This window comes from Acinetobacter sp. RIT698, from assembly GCF_009668065.1.
Lineage (GTDB): Bacteria > Pseudomonadota > Gammaproteobacteria > Pseudomonadales > Moraxellaceae > Acinetobacter > Acinetobacter guillouiae.
Genome location: NZ_WJYH01000002.1, coordinates 1 through 19,850 on the forward strand (window position 1 = coordinate 1; position 19,850 = coordinate 19,850).

Below are 19,850 nucleotides of genomic sequence, written 5' to 3' on the forward strand. Positions count from 1 at the left end.
GCTTTAAATGCTGAAAAAATCACGCTCAGGCGGTTTTATATAAAATCACTTACTTCACACCACACAAAGTTCTGCTCCCCCATTAATCGCCAAAACAAATCAATAATAATATTTTTATCAATTTTACAAATATAAAAAATCACTCTAAAGTAAAGTTATCGCTTTAAAACATTGCTTGCTCTTCCTTAAACAACAGTATTTTAAAGCAGATAAAGACCAGTAAGTTGTTTCTAAAAATAAATGACAAATCATTTATTTTTAGATCAACTAGATTTAACAATTGTTCACTATATTGGTTTTTCAATTACGGTTAATGTCATGTAATAGCGAATATTCTTTATCTATTCCATCTATTCAAAAATGAATACATGATTAATTAAAAATGGAGAAATAGAATGAGCCAAGACTCAAAAAAATGTCCTGTAACCCACCTGACAACGGCTTTTGGTGCACCTGTTGTAGACAACCAAAATAGTTTAACGGCAGGCGCACGTGGTCCTCTACTGGCACAAGATTTATGGTTAAACGAGAAACTGGCCAACTTTGTACGCGAGGTTATTCCTGAGCGCAGAATGCATGCAAAAGGTTCAGGTGCTTTTGGTACATTTACCGTAACTCACGATATTACTCAGTACACACGCGCTAAAATATTCTCACAAATTGGCAAACAAACAGAAATGTTTGCACGCTTCACTACTGTAGCTGGTGAACGTGGTGCAGCAGATGCAGAACGTGATATTCGTGGTTTTGCACTCAAGTTCTATACCGAAGAAGGTAACTGGGATCTCGTTGGAAACAACACTCCCGTCTTTTTCATGCGTGATCCACGTAAATTCCCAGATTTAAATAAAGCCGTAAAACGCGACCCTAAAACCAATCTACGTAGTGCAACCAACAACTGGGATTTTTGGACGTTATTACCTGAAGCTTTGCATCAGGTGACGATTGTGATGTCTGATCGTGGTATTCCAAAAAGCTTCCGCCATATGCATGGTTTTGGTAGTCATACGTACAGCTTTATCAATGCAAACAATGAACGTTTTTGGGTCAAATTTCATTTCCGTACTCAACAAGGCATTGAAAATTTAACCGATGCTGAAGCGGAAGCAGTTGTTGCTAAAGACCGTGAAAGTAATCAACGTGATTTATTTGATTCGATTGAAAATGGTAACTTCCCAAAATGGAAGCTCCAAATTCAAGTCATGCCTGAAACAGATGCAGAAAAAGTCCCTTATCATCCATTTGACCTTACCAAAGTTTGGCCTCATGCAGATTATCCACTGATTGATGTGGGTGAGTTTGAGCTGAATAAAAATCCTGAAAACTTCTTCCTTGATGTAGAGCAATCGGCTTTCGCACCAAGTAACTTAGTTCCAGGTATCAGTGTTTCACCTGACCGTATGTTGCAAGCGCGATTATTTAACTATGCCGATGCTCAACGCTACCGTTTGGGTGTGAATTATCAACAAATTCCTGTCAATGCTGCACGTTGCCCTGTTCATTCTAATCACCGTGATGGTCAAGGCCGTGTCGATGCAAACTATGGCGGTTTACCACACTATGAACCGAATAGTTTTAGCCAATGGCAGGAACAAGCTCAGTTTAAAGAACCACCATTAAAAATCAGTGGTGATGCAGATTATTGGGATTTCCGCCAAGATGATTCGGATTATTTCAGCCAACCACGCGCTTTATTCAATTTAATGAATGATACGCAAAAACAAGCACTGTTTGATAATACGGCGGGTGCGATGGGTGATGCACTTGATTTTATTAAGTATCGTCATATCCGTAATTGTTATGCATGTGATCCAGCCTATGGTGAAGGCGTGGCAAAAGCCTTGGGCTTAACTGTTGCAGATGCACAAGCTGCACGCGATAGCGATCCTGGTAAAGGTCATCCTGGTTTTCAATAAGCCTAGCTCAATAAAAGTCATTCAATAGAAACCGCCTTCGGGCGGTTTTTTATTTTGTGTAAATGCACTATATTGAAGAAACTCCCAATCGCGAGTAAAGCCATGCAACAGAAAATTGAAGCGATAATTCAACAACATGACATCATTTTATTTGATGAAATCTGTGTGTTATGTAATGGCTGGGCAAAGTTTTTAATCAAATATGATACACAGGCACAATTTAAATTAACTTCGGTGCAATCACCAGTAGGGCAAGACATCTTAAGACATTACCAAATGCCCACAGAGCAATTTGATAGCATGTTGGTGATCAAAAATGGGCAAGCCTATAGTGAATCCACTGCATTTTTAAAAGTGATTGAAAGCTTAGGACGACCCTTTTCATATTTAAAAATGGGTTATGGGATACCCAAATTTATCCGAGATTTTCTATACCGCCGAATCGCTTTAAATCGCTATCGTTTATTTGGTACAACTGAGCAGTGTTTACTGCCTTCATCTGAAAATAAAAAACATTTCTTGGAACATAGCATTGATGCAAAATTCTAAAGCACTTCAGAATGCCCTATTGACCATTCATATTTCACTGGCTGTATTATGGTTCTATCAGGGACTTATCCCTAAAATCATATATAAAGTTATCGAAGAGCAACAATTTTGGCAATTTACAGGGATTCAATTGTTGCCCATTCCTAGACTTATTGAACTCTCAGGATTTGGAGAAATCATATTTGGTGGATTATTTCTTATTTTTAGACAATCAAAAATTCTGCATTATTTAAATATCATCGCGATGCTGTTGTTTTTACTGGTTGTAGCGATCGTTTATCCACACTATTTTGCGCAGGGTTTTAATCCTTTCATCATGAATACCGCAATGGCTGCACTGTCTATTGTCGCAATTCAACTTCTCAATGCTCAAAAAGCCGAATAAACTTACATTCGCACATTTGTACCAAACTGCTCTTTCCATCCTTTGGTTTCAGTGGCAATTTGCTTAGCGAGTTTGCTTTTCACATCTTGAATTAAGCGCACCCGTTCCTGTCCATGCACAAAACGACCTTTATAATCACTTTGCATGGTTTTAATATATTCATTCAGTGCACGCTGTTGTTGTTTGGTTTTGGGAGCGGTATGCAAAAATTGAAGGTATTCCTCATCTGGGTTTGTGCTAAGTGGATCACCCAAAATATCTTCAACATATAGTACGGCACTGACTAATTTCACCTTACCCTTTGCATCTACAGTATAGGTTTGTTTGCGCACACCATAAGGATAAGTCCAGAGCCCCTGCCGATCACCTGAGGCCCAATAACTATAAAAAATAATATTGTTATCTTTGACCTCATAATCGCCCAATTCAATTTGGCTAATACTACAATCACCACTGGTTGAATAAATTGTATGCGTGAGCAACTTTTGATTATTTCGATATAATTCAATATCTTTACGTAATAAATCAACATCATCTTGATTCAATACAGTTTTCAACTCAAAATTATTCTGATTAATTTGTATATTTTGAGTCTCAGCAAAAGCTGTACTAGATAATGCCAATAACATCAATAAAGTTTGGATTATTTTCATTATTCATCTCCCTTGATTTTTCAATCAGGAATCAACACTATTTTTTAGTTTGGGTAAATACCCCCTAATCCTGACACAGCTTTTCCAAAACTGGAAGTATTTCACCTGCCTGACTAAAGGGTTGTGTCTGACGATAATGCTCTACCTTTTTAACCAGTTTATAGTTTTTATCGTCCTGACTTTTAAACTGTTCTAACCGTGTAAATGTCCGATCCTTACACAATACTTGATAATAATTAATCGTATATTGTTTTTTTGGGTTCACACTTTTGATCCAAGCTTGAGCAAGCTGAATAGTATCGGCCAATCGCAGATCATTTTCAAAGAATTGAGTATCTGAATTTTGGTATATCAGCTCCCATTTATCCCCCATTTCCAAATCATATTTTTCATTTGAAGGCTTAATACTTTTCGTATAATCCTCAGGTTCAAAATCTTCGACTGCTGCAGATTGGTCTACAACAGCACATGGCTCGTCTGAAACACAATCCGCCTTAGCCGCTTGAATGACTTCTATAGATTTTGCAGCGACTGAGCTCATCACCAAGTAAAATAACAAAGTACTGGATAATATTTTTATCATTTTTAGCGCTCTCAATTTTTATGGCTCAATAAGGGTCCACTACACCACCAATTTACGGCCTTCACGAATACAGTAGAATGGATTAATCATTTTTGATGAATTCTTCATAGCCTTTTGTAAATCCTGCTCAGGCTGTTCCCGTGCTTCATCCGTCAATTGAAAAGTACGGTAATGAATTGCTAAAGAACGCTTGGCTTGTAAATCTAAATGCGCCTGAAAAGCATCTTGTGGATTCATGTGCATATATTTCATTAACGCTCTTGGTTCATACGCACCGATTGGCAATAACGCAATTCGCGGTGAACCTAAACGTTTTTGAATTTCTTTAAAATGCGGTGAATACCCCGTATCGCCAGCAAAGAAGAAATGACCATGTTGCGATACCACAGAAAAACCGCCCCACAATGCAATATTCTGATCACGTAAACCACGACCCGAACCATGCTGTGCTGGGGTATAAATAATTTTTAAGTTTTTAAACAATGCAGATTGCCACCAGTCCATCTCAATCACATGGAACTCTTTAGGCAAGTAACAGGCATTGCCCAAACCTGTATAGATTGGCATGGCAAACTTGTTGTGTAGCCATCTTAAAGAGGCTAAATCCATATGGTCATAGTGATTATGACTGAGTAAAACTGCATGAATCTCTGGCAATTGCTCTAAAGCAATTCCAGCAGGAATCACACGTTTTGGTCCACGCCCATGTTTTGGACTGACATAGTCGGCCCAAACAGGATCAGTTAAAAAGTTATAGGGACCAATTTGAACCAGTACAGTCGCATGGCTCACAAACCAGATTTGCCAATCATGCTCATCAGCATCTGGTCGATTCTGAGGTAATACGCGTTTTGCTGCATAAAATTCTGATGATTCTTTTTGAGTATCCACATTCCAAGTATATGATTTTCGGGTACCCAGCCATTTCATCAAATCCCAACGGCTACGACCTTGTGGTCTACGTACTTCATTAAAGAACCGTTCACCATTGTGTTGATTTGAACCAATCACACTAAATACAGGTTTATACCATGTGTGTGACAGACAATTTTCAGTATCAATTCGATAATGCAATTGTTGAACTTGCTGAGATGGAACAGTCTTATTTTGCATTGTGTTGTCTTGTACCGTTGTATCTTCAAGACGGACCATTGGCTCTTGTTTCGACATGATTACTCTAAACGCCCTTTCATTCTTTCAAGCCATACTTGCTGTGTTTGTGGCTTCACGAATAATGCCACGATTTCGGGATGAATACTTTTAATCTTTGCTTCAATTCTGTTCACACAGGCTTCGATATCATCTGAAGTTAAACTATCTTTAAACTCTAAGCTTAAAGAAGCAATCACTTGATGTGCACCCATTTGTTCAGTCAGTACGCCATTTGCTGAATACACGGCAGGATCTTCCTGAGCAATTTTCAATACATTATGACGCAGTTTTGGATCTGCTGTTTCACCCATCAACAACCCTTTGGTTTCCCTTGCCAAAAGCAGGGCTGAGATGGCTAAGACAACACCAATCAGTACCGAAGCCACACCATCTAAAACGGGTAAATTAAACTGCTGAGCACAAAATATTCCCAGCAATGCAATGATTAAGCCAATTAAAGCTGCTGAGTCTTCAAATAAAACTGTAAAGGTTGTCGGATCTTTACTGCGACGAAAAGCTTCAAAATATCCCATTTGACCTTTGGTCTTTTTAAATGTTTTCAAGGCAATAAACCATGAAGTGCCTTCACAAAGCAGCGCAAACCCGAGTACCACATAATTGACCAATGGGGATTGTATAACTTCTGGATGACGAATATGTTGAATACCCTGATAAATTGAAACTACAGCACCTAAAGCAAAAACCAACAATGCGACAATAAAGGCCCAGAAATATAACTCTCGCCCATAACCAAAGGGGTGATGATAATTTGCAGGCTGTTGTGATTTTTTTAAACCATACAGCAATAAGATTTCATTTAAAGTGTCTACGACAGAATGGACTGCCTCACTGAGCATCGCCGAACTATTTGTAATATAAGCGGCAACAAACTTAACCAGAGCAATGGCTAAATTGCCCAAAAGTGCTGCATATACAACAATTTTGTTGGAATCTGACATTTATTGTCCTGTTTTTTATCATCAAATACATCAATTTGATTTTTATATCTGTCCTGCTTCATATTAGCGAAACTATCTGTGATTTTTCTTTATTTTTTGTTGCTTTTCACAATTGAGTGAATCTTTTATGGAACCCAATTTAACCAATATTCTAAATACTCCGTCGCAGTCTCATCCACAATTATTAAAAATTTGGGAAGCTTCTGTACGTGCGACTCATGACTTTTTAAACGAACAGCATATCTTACAAATTAAAACGCTCATCATTCAGCATCATTATTTTGATCATGTGCGGTTGTTTCATGTGGAACGTGAAAGTCAAATCGTTGGGTTTATGGGACTGGCTTATCAAAAGATTGAAATGTTATTTATTGACCCTAAATTTTTTGATCAAGGCATCGGTTCCATGCTCATTCAAAAAGCCCTTGAGTTAGGTGCGCATGAGGTAGATGTCAACGAACAAAATATTCGTGCTTTGGAGTTTTATAAGAAACATAACTTCCAACAAATTGCGCGTTCAGAACTTGATGCTGAAGGTAACCCATTTCCAATTTTGCATTTGAAACTAAAGAAGCCTTCCGTCTAAGTGTTTTGAGATAAAGTGATATCAAAAACATCATCATAAACACCCTGATCAAGCTAACTATCCATGACGACTAAACCGACCTTGCCCTGTATCTCCAAGTCGGTTTTAGTAATCCTCAGCATGATCATGTTTATCAGACAGATTGCAACGACTTAAATCAGTACAATCAAACACTTTTCAAGTGTTCATTCATATAAATTTGGGCCGCTATAGATTGATGACGAGATACATCAATTAAAACATCGATATCAATTTTTCCATTCCTGAAAGTACGCTTATGACAAGTAAGGGCCGTAGATAAATTGATGCAACTTTGTACAGATGACCGCTTCTAGGCTAGAGCTTAGAGAAATATTTTTTGTTTTAATTAAGATATTTTACCAATTATTCACCATGTTATTTTCTATATTAAAATAACAATGATTTTGAAAAGTTCATTTATTTTCTAAATACTATAATCGTCTTCACCTGACAGTTGTTTATAGATTATACTCTTTGAAAATCTTAGTAAGACATTTTTTGGATTATTCTTTGGACGCGTTATATGGAATTACGACATCTGAGATACTTCATTACTGTGGCTGAAGAACTCAACTTTAGCAAAGCAGCATTGAGACTTTATACAGCACAACCCTCACTCAGCCAGCAGATCAAAGATCTTGAAGAAGATGTCGGTGTTCGGCTGTTAAATCGGACCAAGCGTAAAGTTGAACTTACTGAAGAAGGTGCTGTTTTTCTGGAGCAAGCACGCTTAACTTTAGCACAAGCCGATAAGGCTGTTGCTATGGCAAGACAGGTCTCCAAAGCCAGACAGCTATTGTTAAGGATTGGGTTTGTACCCGTGGCTGAAATAAAGATTTTCCCTTATGTCTTACCAAATTTAAGGGTACAAAATCCTGAGCTAAAAATTGAGTTATTAAGTTTAAACAACCTTGAACAAATGCGTGCATTGAAAAAGGGGGAGCTGGATATCAGCTTTAGCAGGCACAATTTTCATAATGATGAAATCGAAAGTAAATTTGTGCTCCGTGAACCGTTAATTTTTGTTTTACCCAAAGATCATCCTTTAGCCAAGTATGAACGTATCCCTGTTAAAGCGCTCAATGGGATCGATTTTATTATTCCTGCTGAAGAACAATCCACGGCTTTGCACAACACCATTTTAGAGTTTGCCAAACATAATCATATTGAATTGAATATCGTCCAAAAAGCTGACAATATTTCATTGAATATTAATTCAGTTGGGGCGGGCTTAGGCTGTACAATTTTGCCAAGCTATATTGCGCCATTAATCAACAGTAACACCGTCATTCGACCTTTAGATATTGAGCTTCCCTATCTAGACTTGTATGTAAGTTATCGAAAAAGTGCTGGCTCTGTTGCGATACAAAAATTCATTGAACTATTAACCAAAGTATTTTATCTGGATATCAATCGTTTAGAGCAAAAATAAGACCGCTGCGACAAGACATAGAGCGTAGGCTTATTTTTTAATATGACGACTTAAACCAATAGAACTTAATGCTCATTTTCTTTGCTCAAATATCCATCAATCTTTAACTCAGGCGGTGTTCATCATGTTAGGACGTGCATTTCACCAACTTCGATCAGGCATTCAGTCTCGCCCATATTTCTTTATTAGTTTTCTCCTCACAGCAGTTGTGTATATGGGGATGTCTTTGAGCACAGACTGGCAGTGGTCAACCAATTTGTTATTCAGCTGGAATATTGCCACCCTGGTCTATTTAATCCTGACCATGAAAATGCTTTGGGCAACCAATCAAGCGCATATTTTAAAGCGTGCTCAGCAGCAGGATGCCAGCAAATGGATCATTTTGCTGTTGGTTGTGCTCTCACTCATCATGTGTTTTATTGCCATTATTATTGAATTGGCACATTTGCCCGATGTGACTGGAGTTAAAGCAGGACATATCGCCTTAGCAATTTTCACCATCATTTTTGCATGGTTATTTATGCATACTATTTTTGCTATTCACTATGCACATGACTTTTATTTGGCAGTGGAGAATCATCAGGATGGTGGATTGGACTTTCCAAAAACACCTAAACCAACCTACCCTGAGTTTTTGTATTTTAGTTATGTCATTGGTACTTCTGCACAAACAGCAGATGTATCGATTACATCTCGTTCGATGCGCATTTTAAATATTCTCCATATCCTTTTGGCGTATGGATTTAACACCACGATTTTGGCGATCTGTATTAATGTTGCCGCAGGTTTTATTTAACTGAAGTAAAAAATAGAGGGATTAACACTAAAAACCAATCTCCAAAGTTTTTTATCATTTTTCTGCGCTTGAATGTGACTAAAAATCCTTAATACAAACCCAGCACGAGATCATGCTAAGTTTGCATCGTCTTGATGATTTAGTCGCTAAAAAGTACTTGATTATTTCTTAAGTTTTTTCGGTTTTTGATTGAATTAAGATACTTTTCAATTGCAGGATGGCTTTCAATCTCTGCCATCTTCAATTGCCAAAATAGCATGGAACCAACAAATACATCGGCTACCGTAAATTGCTCACCACATAGATAAGGTTGAGCCTGCTCCAAACCCTGAATTAAAGCCGTATAGGTGTCCTGAAAGTTTCCATAGCCAATATGCATTTTTTGTTCATCGGTAATCTCAACCTTTAATGCGCGACCCGTAGTGGCTGCATCCCAAGGTCCAGCAGCAAAGAATAACCAACGGAAATACAAGCCACGTTTTGGATCATCCAGTGCTGGTGCAAGTCCTTGATCAAAAAAATTATCTGCCAAATAGGCGCAAATTGCAGGCATTTCGTAAATCACCACATCGCCATCGACTAAGGTGGGTACTTTGCCAAATGGGTTAATCTTTAGATAAGATTCCGACTTCATTTCAGTGTGATAAGCCAACTCAATTTTTTCAAATTCAGCACCCAGTTCAATCAGTAGCCATTCAATAACAAGACCTCTAGACTGCGCGTTGCTATATAGTTTTAAGCCCATTTTTCCATTCCTTTATAGTGGTGTATTGAATATAAAGGGCAGCTGTGTCAGTTTTTGTCAGGAGCTTTTCATCATGGATTTTTTTTGCAGCTCTTTTTGCCACCATGCCTGAAAAAGATGACGCTTAAACTCTGGGTAAATGATTTCGGTCACAGTTAATTTTTGAATCCGATCTAAACGAAAATTTCGAAAATCCTCACGTAATTCACACCATGCAGCCAACAACATTTTGTCATTGAAATACCCTAAGACAAAAGGCCAAAGCATACGGCTAGAGATATTTTGTTTTTCATCTAAATAATGCACTTCAATCTTGACCTGATAACGAATTGCTAGACGTACTTGTTCGACAATTTTTTCATCAACCACAAGCCAATGGTTGATAGACCGAAGCATGGTTTCATCAATCAGTTCTTGTTTATTCTTGGGCAATACCGCATTGAGTTTGGCCAAAACTGAATGTGCAGCATTTTTTAATGCTGGATCTGGCACTGACCTTAACCAATGCAATGCCAAGAACACTGCTTCGACTTCCGTTTCATCCAAACTCATCGGAGGCAGTAAAAAGTTTTCTTTCAGCTGAAATCCTAAGCCCGCACTGCCCTCAATACTGACACCTTGGTCACGTAAACTTTCAATATCCCGATAAATACTTCGGACACTAATCTCCAAATGTTCTGCTAAGCATTGCGCGGTAATGGGATAACGCTGTTCACGTAAAAGTTGTAATAAAGTGAGTAATCGAATAGAACGGCTCATGGTCAATTTTCTTATTATATCTCTTTGGTTTTATCTAAGTTTACGCTGAGAGCAATCTGCAAACAGCGTAAAAACAGCATCTAAGCAACTTCACTAGCCTTAAGCTGTTGAGTTAAAAACTGATGTAAATGATCGATGTTATCCGCGATCGTCAGCGGATTAAAACGCTGTAATACATCAATCGCATGTACCCCATAACTCACCCCAACACGTGGCATGGCAATGTTCTGTGCCATTTCTAAGTCATAAGATGTATCACCCACCATAATGGCTTGCTCCGCCGAAATTCCAGTGTAATCTAAAATTTCAGCCAACATCAATGGATCTGGTTTGGATTTGGTTTCGCTCGCTGCACGGGTGATCTCAAATAAATCCTGACTCTGGGTCTGAGCCAAAACACGATCTAAACCACGACGGCTTTTCCCTGTTGCAACTGCCAATTTGATATTTTGATTTTTTAAATCATGCAACATTTCAGAGACACCAGCGAACCACAAATCATCTTTGGAATGCTCAACATAATGATCGCCATAGCATTTCAAAATTTCAGTGTGTAACTCAGGGACCTGTGGAAATAACACTTGAGCAACTTCAGGTAAACCTAAACCAATAATACTTTTCGCAGCATCAGCTGTTAACGGTTGGTCAAAGGTTTTTGCAGCAACCAATAAACTCGCCACAATTTGCCCAACTGAATCAAATAAAGTGCCATCCCAATCAAAAATGATAAGTTCTACAGGTTTTTGCATGAATTATTTCCAATATTTGCTCAGTTTATGCATGACTAATATTTAGATCTTATGCACTTTACATGACAAGCTAACGCATTTTTAAACACAAAGGGAACTTTTCATAAAACAAGTTCCCTTTGTGTAAAAGATAAAGTGAGCAGCAAGATCGAATCAATCTTTCTTTTGTGCTCTTAATTGTGCAACCAAGCTTTGCATATCTTCAGGTAAAGGCGCTTCGATCACAGGATAACCAGGAATTTCAAGTCGCATTGCATGTAGGCTCAATCGACGAGCTTTTGGTCCACGATACTCTGTTTCATGACCATACTTATCATCGCCCACCAAAGGATGACCAATACTTAAACCATGCACACGAATTTGATGGGTACGGCCTGACAGTGGAGAAGCATAGACCAGTGTCGCATGCATAAAGCGCTCGGCAACTTTCCATTGTGTCTTAGATTCTTTACCTTCTTCTGAGACACGTACACGACGTTCACCATTGGACAGTTCATAGCGCAATAAAGGTTGATTAATCAACTGTTGATCTAAACTCACTTGACCTTTAACAATCGCAGCATAGGTTTTTTTAATTTTATGCTCACGCAACATATCTTGTAGCGCCTTCAATGTGCTGCGTTTTTTACTCACCATCACTAGACCCGAAGTATCGCGGTCAATACGATGAATCAATTCCAAATATTTTTTACCTGTTGCCGCGCGTAAGCCTTCAATTAAGCCATATGCCACACCGCTTCCACCATGTACGGCAATTCCAGACGGCTTATTGACCACCAATAAACCTTCGTCCTCATACACCACACGGCTGAGTAAGCTTTGTGCAACCTTATCGGATACAGGTGCATCAGTTTCGTCTTTTTGCTCAAAGCGAATAGGTGCAACACGGATTTGATCGCCAATCGCTAGCTTAGTTTCTGCTTTTATACGCTTTTTATTGACGCGCACTTGACCTTCACGAATTAAACGATAAATACGGCTTTTCGGCACACCTTTCAGGCGAGTAAATAAGAAATTATCGATGCGCTGGCCTTCTTGATGCTCGTCTACTTCAAACCAAGTTACATTTTGCCATTGTTGCGTAGAATTCATACAGTTAGGTGATCCAATAAAAAACTAAAATTTGATTAAAAACTGATCATTTAGACTATGCTTTTCATACAAAATAAGCATATAGCCCATAGGCAGATGATTCAAGGTTTGCTATAGTCAGCGCACGGATACCACCGTAAGTGAAATTTAGTGCCACCCTTTTTTAAAAATGAAAGCGCGACACAAACGATAAAATTCACGACAGATGCGGAAAGGTCCCAAAAGAATATGCCGACGCCGAAGGCTTTATTATATCGGCAAAAAGACAAACTGTTGCGTTTAATTGTACTTAAAGTACAGAAATCAGTTTGTTTAAAAATATATGTCGCCAACCCAGACGTTGGTTTTTAAACATAAACTGATACACATCAGGCAAGTCGCTGTAGAGTGTTATTCAGGACATAAGTGTTTGAGGCATTGGAACTGCACAATTTGTAAAGGTACGATGATAATTCCGTATCAAGACGCTCTCACAAAAGTTGAGATGCTCTTCGAGCAATGTGATAGTGAAAGACGAATCAAATCAGTCATCCAATGCACCACTTAAGTGCCAGTGAAGAGCTCAAAACTTTAATCGTGCAAAGATTAAAGAAGTATTGCAGCATCAATACAGGCATCAAACCCAACCTTGCTCAAAACAAGTGGGTAAATTACTCAGATCATATTGGATGTATCCGTGATTTGAGCATTGATCCAATATTTTAGATGTTCGCTTCACTTAAAAAAGATAGCGAGTTGTTGGTGTGAATCACTATTAGGTGTTACACCCATGAAACGTATGTTGATTAATGCAACACATGCCGAAGAAGTTCGCGTTGCACTCATCACTGGTCACCGTCTTTACGATTTCGATTTAGAAAACCGTACACGTGAACAAAAGAAAGCCAATATCTATAAAGGCCATGTCACTCGCGTAGAGCCTTCTTTAGAAGCTGTATTTGTAGAGTATGGTGCGGGTCGTCAAGGTTTCTTGTCGATGCGCGAAATTGCCAATACTTACTACAAGGCAGACCCTCGCCAAACATCAAATATTCGTGAACTCATCACTGAAGGCACTGAACTTTTGGTTCAAGTTGAAAAAGAAGAGCGTGGCAACAAAGGCGCTGCACTTTCAACTTATATTTCCCTTGCTGGTCGCTATTTAGTATTGATGCCGAACAACCCGAAAGGTGGTGGTATTAGTCGTCAAATTTCGGGTTCAGTTCGTGAAGAACTTAAAGAAATGTTGGCGTCATTAAATACCCCACGTGGTATGAGCGTAATCGTTCGTACAGCAGGGATTGGCCGTTCACAAGAAGAACTGCAACTTGATCTTCAACATTTGTTAGACCTGTGGGCACAAATCCAAGGTACAGCAAACTCTGGTCCATCACCAATGCTTGTTCATCAAGAAGCTGGTGTGGTGACGCGTGCTATCCGTGACTATTTACGTGATGATGTTGCAGAAATTTTAATTGACTCAGAGCAAGCCTATAACGAAGCCTATAACTTTGTTAAAGCGGTAATGCCAAATCAATTGGATAAGTTAAAAACCTATACGTTAAATGAACCGTTATTCGCGCATTTTGGTATTGAAAGTCAAATTCAAACAGCTTATGAACGTGAAGTTAAACTTCCTTCAGGCGGTTCAATTGTAATCGACCAAACTGAAGCACTGGTTTCAATCGACATCAACTCGGCGAAATCAACACGCGGACATGATGTAGAAGAAACTGCACTCAGCACCAACTTAGAAGCAGCTGAAGAAATTGCTCGCCAATTACGTTTACGTGATATTGGTGGTTTGGTGGTGATCGACTTTATTGATATGACCAAAGAACGCAACCAACGTATGGTTGAAGCTAAACTTCGTGAAGCGACGCAAAGTGACCGTGCCCGTATCCAGTTCGGTCAATTGTCACGTTTTGGTTTAATGGAAATGAGCCGTCAACGCTTACGCCCATCTCTTGAAGAAGCTACAGGTTATGTATGCCCTCGCTGTCATGGCACAGGTATGGTACGTGATCTACGTTCTCTTTCTCTTTCAATTATGCGTAAAGTTGAAGAGATTGCATTACGTGAACGTCAAGGTGAAGTTCAAGTTGAAGTGCCTGTTGAAATTGCAGCATTCTTATTGAATGAAAAGCGTCACAGTCTGGTTTACTTAGAACAAACGTCAAATGTGCGTGTTACTGTACTGCCACATCCACATTTAGAAACGCCACATTACGAAATCTCATATAACCCAGAAGGTTTTGCGCCAACTAGCTATGAACGTACTGAAGCTACCCGTTCAAGCGAAAAAGAATTGGGCTATGAGTCATCTGAATGGCATTTAGAAGAAGAGCAAACGCAACACAATGCTGCGCCAGCTCAAGCACAAAACAATAAGCAAAACAGAAAGCAACAACCTGCTCAAGCTCAAAAAGCTCAGCAAGCGGTTCAAGCACAAGTTGCTCAACCTGCTTCTAGCCCATGTGCTTGGTTAGAAAACCTGTTTGTACAAAAACAAGCAGCAACTGTTGACCAATCACGTACTGCAAACAATGCAGCTGCAGCCATTGAACAAATGATTAACGGTGGTGCTGTAAGCCGTGGTCAATTTGGACAAGTGAATAGCAATAGCGCGCCAGCTGCAATTGAAGCTCAAGTTGTTGCTGAAACCAATGCTTATCTTTCACATGCACCTGTTCAAAAACAAGAACCGCGTGAATATGAAAAACAGGGCGAGAAAGAAGAACGAGCTCCGCGTAACAACAACAATAAAAACAAAAATCGCAACAAGCACAAAGAGTCACGCGAACAAAACACTGATCAACATCAAGTGATTGAAGAAGTGGTTCAGGTGCCTCGTCAAGAGCAACGCCAAGAACAGCGTCAGGAACAACGTGATCAACGTCGTCAGCAAAAGCAGCCACGTCAACAGCATGATCAAAATGCTGAAACGAATCATGCTGAACAAGCTGTTCCACGTCGTGATCGTAACCATCAGCAACGTCCAAACCGCCCAAATCGTCATCGCGATAGCAGCGTGTTTAATGATGAGCAACAACAAGCGCCAAACAACAATGCGCCTGTAGAGCATAATCAACCTCAAGAGAAACAACCTAAGGTTGAACTCATTGACACCCCGAAGCATGCAGCACTTGAAACAGCTTTAGTGGTTAACCTTGATCAAGCTCAAAGTGAAATTGTGGCATTAAACCCGCAACAAGTTGCTGCGCCAGCAAGCAACAAGCCGAAGCGTCATGATCGCAATGAAAAAGCTGAAACTGTTGCTAAAGCCCCTCGCGTAGACGCTCAACCAGCTACTGCACCGGCTGTAGAAAGCCAGGCTGTAACGACTGAAGCAAAAACACCTGCAGCAGCAGAGGTTCAAGCAGAACAGCCTGTGCAACGTGCCAGCAATGACCCGCGCCAAAAACGCCGTCAACAACGTGACGCTGCTCAAGCAAAAGCGGCAACGCCTAAAATCGCACCATCTCAAGTACCGACATTAAATCAGTACACAGTGGGAACTTTGATTCGTCATGTCTATGGTGATGACTGTGCGGTATTGATTGAACAGTTTGGATTAATTCCAACATTCAATCGCGCTTTGGTTAAGTTTACTGAAGAATATTCAGCGACCTTAACTGTGGTAGAAAAGACCGATGTACAAAGCAAGCAGCCTGTAACACGTGATGTTGCTATCTCTAAAGCAGCACCAGAAGCACAACCTGCTGATGTTTTAGACTTAACGCCACCGAAGCCTGAGAATGATCGCCGTGTAGCGAATGATCCGCGTGAACGTCGTCGTTTAGCAAAACAAGCGGCTGTACAAGCAAAGCAAGAGCATCAAGCTGAACTTGAGCAACAACCAGAAGAAGTGAAAACTGAGACTCAAGCAAGTCCAGTTGAAGCCGCACCTGTGGTTACTCAAGCAGAAGAAGTGCAAGCTGAAACACCTGTAGAAACGGCAGTTGAAACAGCGCCTGCGGAAGTTCAAGTGGTTAAAGCAGCCCCTGCTAAGTCAGTTGAGAAAGCAGTTGTTGCAACTGAAAAGGCGAAAAAGCCACAACAATCGCTTGCTTTAGATACGACTGCTGAAGCTGGCGTAGATGAAGATGCACAAAAGGCAGACAATGTGGCAACAGATGAAAAACCTGCCCGCCCTCGTCGCCCTCGTGGTCGCCCGCCAAAAAAAGCGACACCGCCAGCGGATGAGTAATGTGTAAAAATTTGCTTAAAATGTAGCGATTAAAGAGAACCTAGTCATTTCGATGGCTAGGTTTTTTTGCTATTTTGAAGAGATTATCAGGACATTTGTCAGATTAGGTTGATTGCACTAGTCTTATACGATTAAAAAGACAAATGTAATGTGAGTCAATGACACTCTAAAAATTGTATTGGATTACGAAAAATAAATAGGATTGATATGAGTCAAACAACACAGGCCGATCTCATCGGATTTACTGATGTCGCAGAGCGCTTACCACAGCTCATCAATAAGCTTCCCAACATCCTGACTGGACTTAAACAAGCTTATATCAGAACACCCAATACGCCTGCTGGGCTAGGTCTTGCTTTTGAACGTGCTGTAAAACGCAATCCTTATGGTGATGCGTTATTATTTGAAGATCAACGCTATAGTTATAAAGAACTGAATAACTGGGCCAATCAAATTGCACACTTTTATCTTTCTATTGGTATAAAAAAAGGCGATGCGATCACCGTGATGATCGAAAATCGTCCTGAGTTGATTGCGACCGTGATTGCACTGGCAAAAATTGGCGTAACAACAGCTTTAGTCAATACCTCACAAACAGGTAAAGTCCTGACGCATAGTATCAATTTGGTCAATCCTGTTGCGGTGATCGTCGGTGAAGAATGTCGTGTTGCTGTAGATGAGATTCGTCAAGACTTAAACATTGCTCAAGACCGCATCCATTGGTTTGCAGATCAAAATACAACGCAAGACCCGGGTACAGCACCTCAAGGCTTTATCAATCTCGCTGAAAAAATTCAACAATTTCCAAAATTCAATCCTTCGACCACACAAAGTGTCAAAGGGAAAGATGGCTTGTTTTATATCTATACCTCTGGCACAACGGGTTTACCTAAAGCTGTGGTCTTTACCAACAGTCGTTGGACCTTGGCATATGGAACATATGGTCATGTCTTAAACTTAGGTGAAGATGATGTGATGTACTGCACTTTACCGCTTTACCATGCAACAGGTATGGTGGTGTGCTGGTGTGGTGCTATTGCAGGTGGTTCAGCCTTGGCAATCCGTCGTAAATTCTCTACCTCTGCATTCTGGTCTGATGTCAAAAAGTTTAATGCGTCAGCCATTGGTTATGTCGGTGAACTTTGCCGCTACCTTATGGATGCACCTGCTTCAGAACTTGATCATACGCACCGTGTCACCAAAATGATCGGTAATGGTATGCGTCCAAATATTTGGGGCAAGTTTAAAGAACGCTTTGGTATCGAAGAAATTTTAGAACTTTATGCCTCTAGTGAAGGAAATGTAGGCTTCAGTAATGTTTTTAATTTTAACAATACTGTTGGCTTCTCACCTACACCTTATGCCATCGTCCAGTTCGATAAAGAAAAAAATGAAGCAATCCGTGACAGTCATGGTGCATGTCAAAAGGTCAAAAAAGGTGAAGTGGGCTTATTGATTGGTAAAATCACCAAGCGTTCCCCTTTTGATGGCTATACAGACCCGGAAAAGAACAAGTCAGTGATCATGAAAGATGTCTTTAAAAAAGGCGATTCTTACTTTATTACTGGCGACTTGGTTCGTGATATTGGTTTCCGACACGCGCAATTTGTCGATCGCCTTGGCGATACTTTCCGCTGGAAAGGTGAAAATGTTTCAACCACAGAAGTTGAAAATATTTGTAGTGAATACCCTAAAATCACAGAAGCAGTGGTTTACGGCGTTGAAATCCCAAATACCAATGGTCGAGCAGGTATGGCTGCCATTACTTTACATGAAGGTGAAGAACTGACTGAACAAGATCTAAGCCAGCTTGCAGCCGAGTTTAAAAAGAACTTGCCAGCCTATGCTGTTCCAGTATTTTTACGTATCCAACAAATTGTAGAAACGACGGGTACATTTAAATATCAGAAAAATAAATTAAAGGAACAAGCCTTTAATCCTGAAAAAACCTCTGATCGTTTATTGGTTTTACTGCCAAGTGCCAATGCCTATTGTGATGTCACTGCGGAAGTTTTTGCCAATATTGAAGCTTATAAATACCGCTTCTAAAGCTAAAAGCCCTGATTTCAGGGCTTTTTTAGTCCATTTTGTGTTATTTATAACCGAACGTTGCAAACTTTCTTAATTTTTACTTGCGCTCTATCAATATCTTGCTAAAATACGCTCCATCAAAACAAAGTGGTGTTTAAAAACTTTTTAGTTTTCTTGCACTACACATTCAAGCCTAGCTTGGATGAAGGTTCAGGGTCGTTAGCTCAGCTGGTAGAGCAGCGGACTTTTAATCCGTTGGTCCCGCGTTCGAATCGCGGACGACCCACCACTTAATTGTTTTGACCTGTAAATGGATAGCGATAGAAAATTCTCAATTTTCACAAATATCGAGTAAAGCATCGCTTTACACATCCTTGCTCAGGGTCGTTAGCTCAGCTGGTAGAGCAGCGGACTTTTAATCCGTTGGTCCCGCGTTCGAATCGCGGACGACCCACCATCTTCATGTTTCAACCTGTAAATAGATACCGATAGAAAATTCTCGATTTTCACTGATATCGGGTAAAGCAACGTGCTTTACACATCTCGCTCAGGGTCGTTAGCTCAGCTGGTAGAGCAGCGGACTTTTAATCCGTTGGTCCCGCGTTCGAATCGCGGACGACCCACCATTCTTTCTTAAGGCTTCTTTCTGTACGGCTAAAGTACTACAATAGAAACGAAACCTGCAAACGTTCCGACCAAGACCAAATATCTTTATTAGATGCTTCGCCATTCTCGAAATTTTGCTTCATCTTTTGTTCTGGTTTAATCATGTTTTAAACAAGTTCAGTCAGGGTTGTTAGCTCAGTTGGTAGAGCAGTAGACTCTTAATCTATTGGTCGTGGGTTCGAACCCCACACAACCCACCAGATTTTTAAGTCATTTATCTCCCTTAAAATAAGCTCAGTTGAGTTATTTTTTTGATAGCTGCATGATCTGATCAAATTGATTGCTTTATCATTCATTGACGATGAAGCATCAATACTCAAAAGATCGACTGAGATCTAAGTCAACGGTTTTAGCTCAAAACAGCCAAGCCAACAATCGCAATCAGATGACACGACCAATTCGAATAGCTAAAAAGCTTTTATTCTTCTTGTCGAACGAGTAAATGCCAAATCATCGCTAGCAAAATAATATTCTCCTGCTTGACGAGTCATCGTATTCCCCCACCCAAACAATATAAAACCGTGCCCAATAACCAAGATTGCGCACGGTTTAATTATGCGTATGACCACTCGATTAAAACAATCAGC

At 39.9% G+C, this 19,850-nt stretch carries 16 protein-coding genes and 4 tRNA genes; 12 read left to right on the top strand and 8 right to left on the bottom strand.

The annotated features are described in order from the left end of the window. Positions 1-395 precede the first annotated feature (395 nt). The 3 genes from GJV03_RS00885 (at position 396) to GJV03_RS00895 (ending at position 2,850) form a co-directional block, all read left to right on the top strand. Positions 396-1,916, top strand: coding sequence for a catalase (locus GJV03_RS00885; RefSeq protein WP_004718136.1), 1,521 nt, complete (start codon positions 396-398; stop codon positions 1,914-1,916). A gap of 102 nt (positions 1,917-2,018) precedes the next feature. After that, a complete protein-coding gene (locus tag GJV03_RS00890; protein ID WP_151956664.1) occupies positions 2,019-2,465 on the top strand; it encodes a thiol-disulfide oxidoreductase DCC family protein in 447 nt (148 codons plus the stop codon). Next, positions 2,452-2,850 carry a DoxX-like family protein gene (locus GJV03_RS00895; protein WP_151956663.1) on the top strand — a complete coding sequence of 133 codons (399 nt, stop codon included), beginning with the start codon at positions 2,452-2,454 and terminating at the stop codon, positions 2,848-2,850. Before GJV03_RS00890 ends, GJV03_RS00895 begins: the two co-directional genes overlap by 14 nt. 2 nt (positions 2,851-2,852) lie before the next feature. On the opposite strand, the gene GJV03_RS00900 is transcribed toward GJV03_RS00895, so the two are convergent. The 4 genes from GJV03_RS00900 to GJV03_RS00915 all read right to left on the bottom strand — a co-directional run bounded on the left by GJV03_RS00900 (position 2,853) and on the right by GJV03_RS00915 (position 6,197). Beyond that, positions 2,853-3,503 (bottom strand): hypothetical protein, encoded by a 651-nt coding sequence (locus GJV03_RS00900; RefSeq protein ID WP_151956662.1) that lies wholly within the window; start codon positions 3,501-3,503, stop codon positions 2,853-2,855. A 64-nt stretch (positions 3,504-3,567) separates the two neighbouring features. Then, positions 3,568-4,086: a hypothetical protein gene (locus tag GJV03_RS00905; protein ID WP_154129257.1), complete on the bottom strand. Its 519-nt coding sequence runs from the start codon at positions 4,084-4,086 to the stop codon at positions 3,568-3,570. Positions 4,087-4,125: 39 nt separating this feature from the next. Continuing rightward, positions 4,126-5,256 carry an MBL fold metallo-hydrolase gene (locus GJV03_RS00910; RefSeq protein WP_154129258.1) on the bottom strand — a complete coding sequence of 377 codons (1,131 nt, stop codon included), beginning with the start codon at positions 5,254-5,256 and terminating at the stop codon, positions 4,126-4,128. A 2-nt stretch (positions 5,257-5,258) separates the two neighbouring features. Continuing rightward, positions 5,259-6,197: a cation diffusion facilitator family transporter gene (locus GJV03_RS00915; protein ID WP_004818752.1), complete on the bottom strand. Its 939-nt coding sequence runs from the start codon at positions 6,195-6,197 to the stop codon at positions 5,259-5,261. Positions 6,198-6,324: 127 nt separating this feature from the next. On the opposite strand from GJV03_RS00915, the gene GJV03_RS00920 reads away from it, so the two are divergent. The 3 genes from GJV03_RS00920 (at position 6,325) to GJV03_RS00930 (ending at position 9,032) form a co-directional block, all read left to right on the top strand. Then, complete coding sequence (locus tag GJV03_RS00920; protein WP_154129259.1) at positions 6,325-6,783, top strand: GNAT family N-acetyltransferase; 459 nt, start codon at positions 6,325-6,327, stop codon at positions 6,781-6,783. A gap of 544 nt (positions 6,784-7,327) precedes the next feature. Then, positions 7,328-8,236 carry a DNA-binding transcriptional regulator HcaR gene (gene hcaR, locus GJV03_RS00925; protein WP_154129260.1) on the top strand — a complete coding sequence of 303 codons (909 nt, stop codon included), beginning with the start codon at positions 7,328-7,330 and terminating at the stop codon, positions 8,234-8,236. A 124-nt stretch (positions 8,237-8,360) separates the two neighbouring features. Next, positions 8,361-9,032, top strand: coding sequence for a DUF1345 domain-containing protein (locus tag GJV03_RS00930; protein WP_154129261.1), 672 nt, complete (start codon positions 8,361-8,363; stop codon positions 9,030-9,032). A 139-nt stretch (positions 9,033-9,171) separates the two neighbouring features. Here GJV03_RS00930 and GJV03_RS00935 read toward each other — a convergent pair whose 3' ends face one another. The 4 genes from GJV03_RS00935 to GJV03_RS00950 all read right to left on the bottom strand — a co-directional run bounded on the left by GJV03_RS00935 (position 9,172) and on the right by GJV03_RS00950 (position 12,377). Next, complete coding sequence (locus GJV03_RS00935) at positions 9,172-9,777, bottom strand: glutathione S-transferase family protein (protein ID WP_154129262.1); 606 nt, start codon at positions 9,775-9,777, stop codon at positions 9,172-9,174. Positions 9,778-9,834: 57 nt separating this feature from the next. Next, positions 9,835-10,536 (bottom strand): YafY family protein, encoded by a 702-nt coding sequence (locus tag GJV03_RS00940; protein WP_154129263.1) that lies wholly within the window; start codon positions 10,534-10,536, stop codon positions 9,835-9,837. Between the two features lie 80 nt (positions 10,537-10,616). Beyond that, a complete protein-coding gene (locus GJV03_RS00945) occupies positions 10,617-11,285 on the bottom strand; it encodes an HAD-IA family hydrolase (protein WP_056516818.1) in 669 nt (222 codons plus the stop codon). Positions 11,286-11,438: 153 nt separating this feature from the next. Beyond that, the gene (locus GJV03_RS00950; protein ID WP_004718156.1) at positions 11,439-12,377 is read right to left on the bottom strand and encodes an RluA family pseudouridine synthase; all 939 of its coding nucleotides are present in this window, start codon (positions 12,375-12,377) and stop codon (positions 11,439-11,441) included. A 769-nt stretch (positions 12,378-13,146) separates the two neighbouring features. Here GJV03_RS00950 and GJV03_RS00955 point away from each other — a divergent pair. The 6 genes from GJV03_RS00955 to GJV03_RS00980 all read left to right on the top strand — a co-directional run bounded on the left by GJV03_RS00955 (position 13,147) and on the right by GJV03_RS00980 (position 19,463). Next, positions 13,147-16,566 (top strand): Rne/Rng family ribonuclease, encoded by a 3,420-nt coding sequence (locus tag GJV03_RS00955; RefSeq protein ID WP_154129264.1) that lies wholly within the window; start codon positions 13,147-13,149, stop codon positions 16,564-16,566. A gap of 207 nt (positions 16,567-16,773) precedes the next feature. Continuing rightward, the gene (locus GJV03_RS00960) at positions 16,774-18,615 is read left to right on the top strand and encodes a long-chain-acyl-CoA synthetase (protein WP_154129265.1); all 1,842 of its coding nucleotides are present in this window, start codon (positions 16,774-16,776) and stop codon (positions 18,613-18,615) included. Between the two features lie 195 nt (positions 18,616-18,810). Beyond that, positions 18,811-18,886 (top strand) — tRNA-Lys (locus GJV03_RS00965). A gap of 92 nt (positions 18,887-18,978) precedes the next feature. Continuing rightward, positions 18,979-19,054, top strand: a tRNA-Lys gene (locus GJV03_RS00970). A 93-nt stretch (positions 19,055-19,147) separates the two neighbouring features. Continuing rightward, positions 19,148-19,223 (top strand) — tRNA-Lys (locus GJV03_RS00975). Between the two features lie 164 nt (positions 19,224-19,387). Then, positions 19,388-19,463: transfer RNA gene (locus tag GJV03_RS00980), tRNA-Lys, on the top strand. The last annotated feature ends 387 nt before the right edge of the window (positions 19,464-19,850 follow it).

Bases quoted from the DNA above. Each gene is read 5' to 3' on its own strand.
- GJV03_RS00885 (WP_004718136.1), top strand. From the start codon at position 396: ATGAGCCAAGACTCAAAAAAATGTCCTGTAACCCACCTGACAACGGCT.
- GJV03_RS00890 (WP_151956664.1), top strand. From the start codon at position 2,019: ATGCAACAGAAAATTGAAGCGATAATTCAACAACATGACATCATTTTA.
- GJV03_RS00895 (WP_151956663.1), top strand. From the start codon at position 2,452: ATGCAAAATTCTAAAGCACTTCAGAATGCCCTATTGACCATTCATATT.
- GJV03_RS00900 (WP_151956662.1), bottom strand. From the start codon at position 3,503: ATGAAAATAATCCAAACTTTATTGATGTTATTGGCATTATCTAGTACA.
- GJV03_RS00905 (WP_154129257.1), bottom strand. From the start codon at position 4,086: ATGATAAAAATATTATCCAGTACTTTGTTATTTTACTTGGTGATGAGC.
- GJV03_RS00910 (WP_154129258.1), bottom strand. From the start codon at position 5,256: ATGTCGAAACAAGAGCCAATGGTCCGTCTTGAAGATACAACGGTACAA.
- GJV03_RS00915 (WP_004818752.1), bottom strand. From the start codon at position 6,197: ATGTCAGATTCCAACAAAATTGTTGTATATGCAGCACTTTTGGGCAAT.
- GJV03_RS00920 (WP_154129259.1), top strand. From the start codon at position 6,325: ATGGAACCCAATTTAACCAATATTCTAAATACTCCGTCGCAGTCTCAT.
- hcaR (WP_154129260.1), top strand. From the start codon at position 7,328: ATGGAATTACGACATCTGAGATACTTCATTACTGTGGCTGAAGAACTC.
- GJV03_RS00930 (WP_154129261.1), top strand. From the start codon at position 8,361: ATGTTAGGACGTGCATTTCACCAACTTCGATCAGGCATTCAGTCTCGC.
- GJV03_RS00935 (WP_154129262.1), bottom strand. From the start codon at position 9,777: ATGGGCTTAAAACTATATAGCAACGCGCAGTCTAGAGGTCTTGTTATT.
- GJV03_RS00940 (WP_154129263.1), bottom strand. From the start codon at position 10,536: ATGAGCCGTTCTATTCGATTACTCACTTTATTACAACTTTTACGTGAA.
- GJV03_RS00945 (WP_056516818.1), bottom strand. From the start codon at position 11,285: ATGCAAAAACCTGTAGAACTTATCATTTTTGATTGGGATGGCACTTTA.
- GJV03_RS00950 (WP_004718156.1), bottom strand. From the start codon at position 12,377: ATGAATTCTACGCAACAATGGCAAAATGTAACTTGGTTTGAAGTAGAC.
- GJV03_RS00955 (WP_154129264.1), top strand. From the start codon at position 13,147: ATGAAACGTATGTTGATTAATGCAACACATGCCGAAGAAGTTCGCGTT.
- GJV03_RS00960 (WP_154129265.1), top strand. From the start codon at position 16,774: ATGAGTCAAACAACACAGGCCGATCTCATCGGATTTACTGATGTCGCA.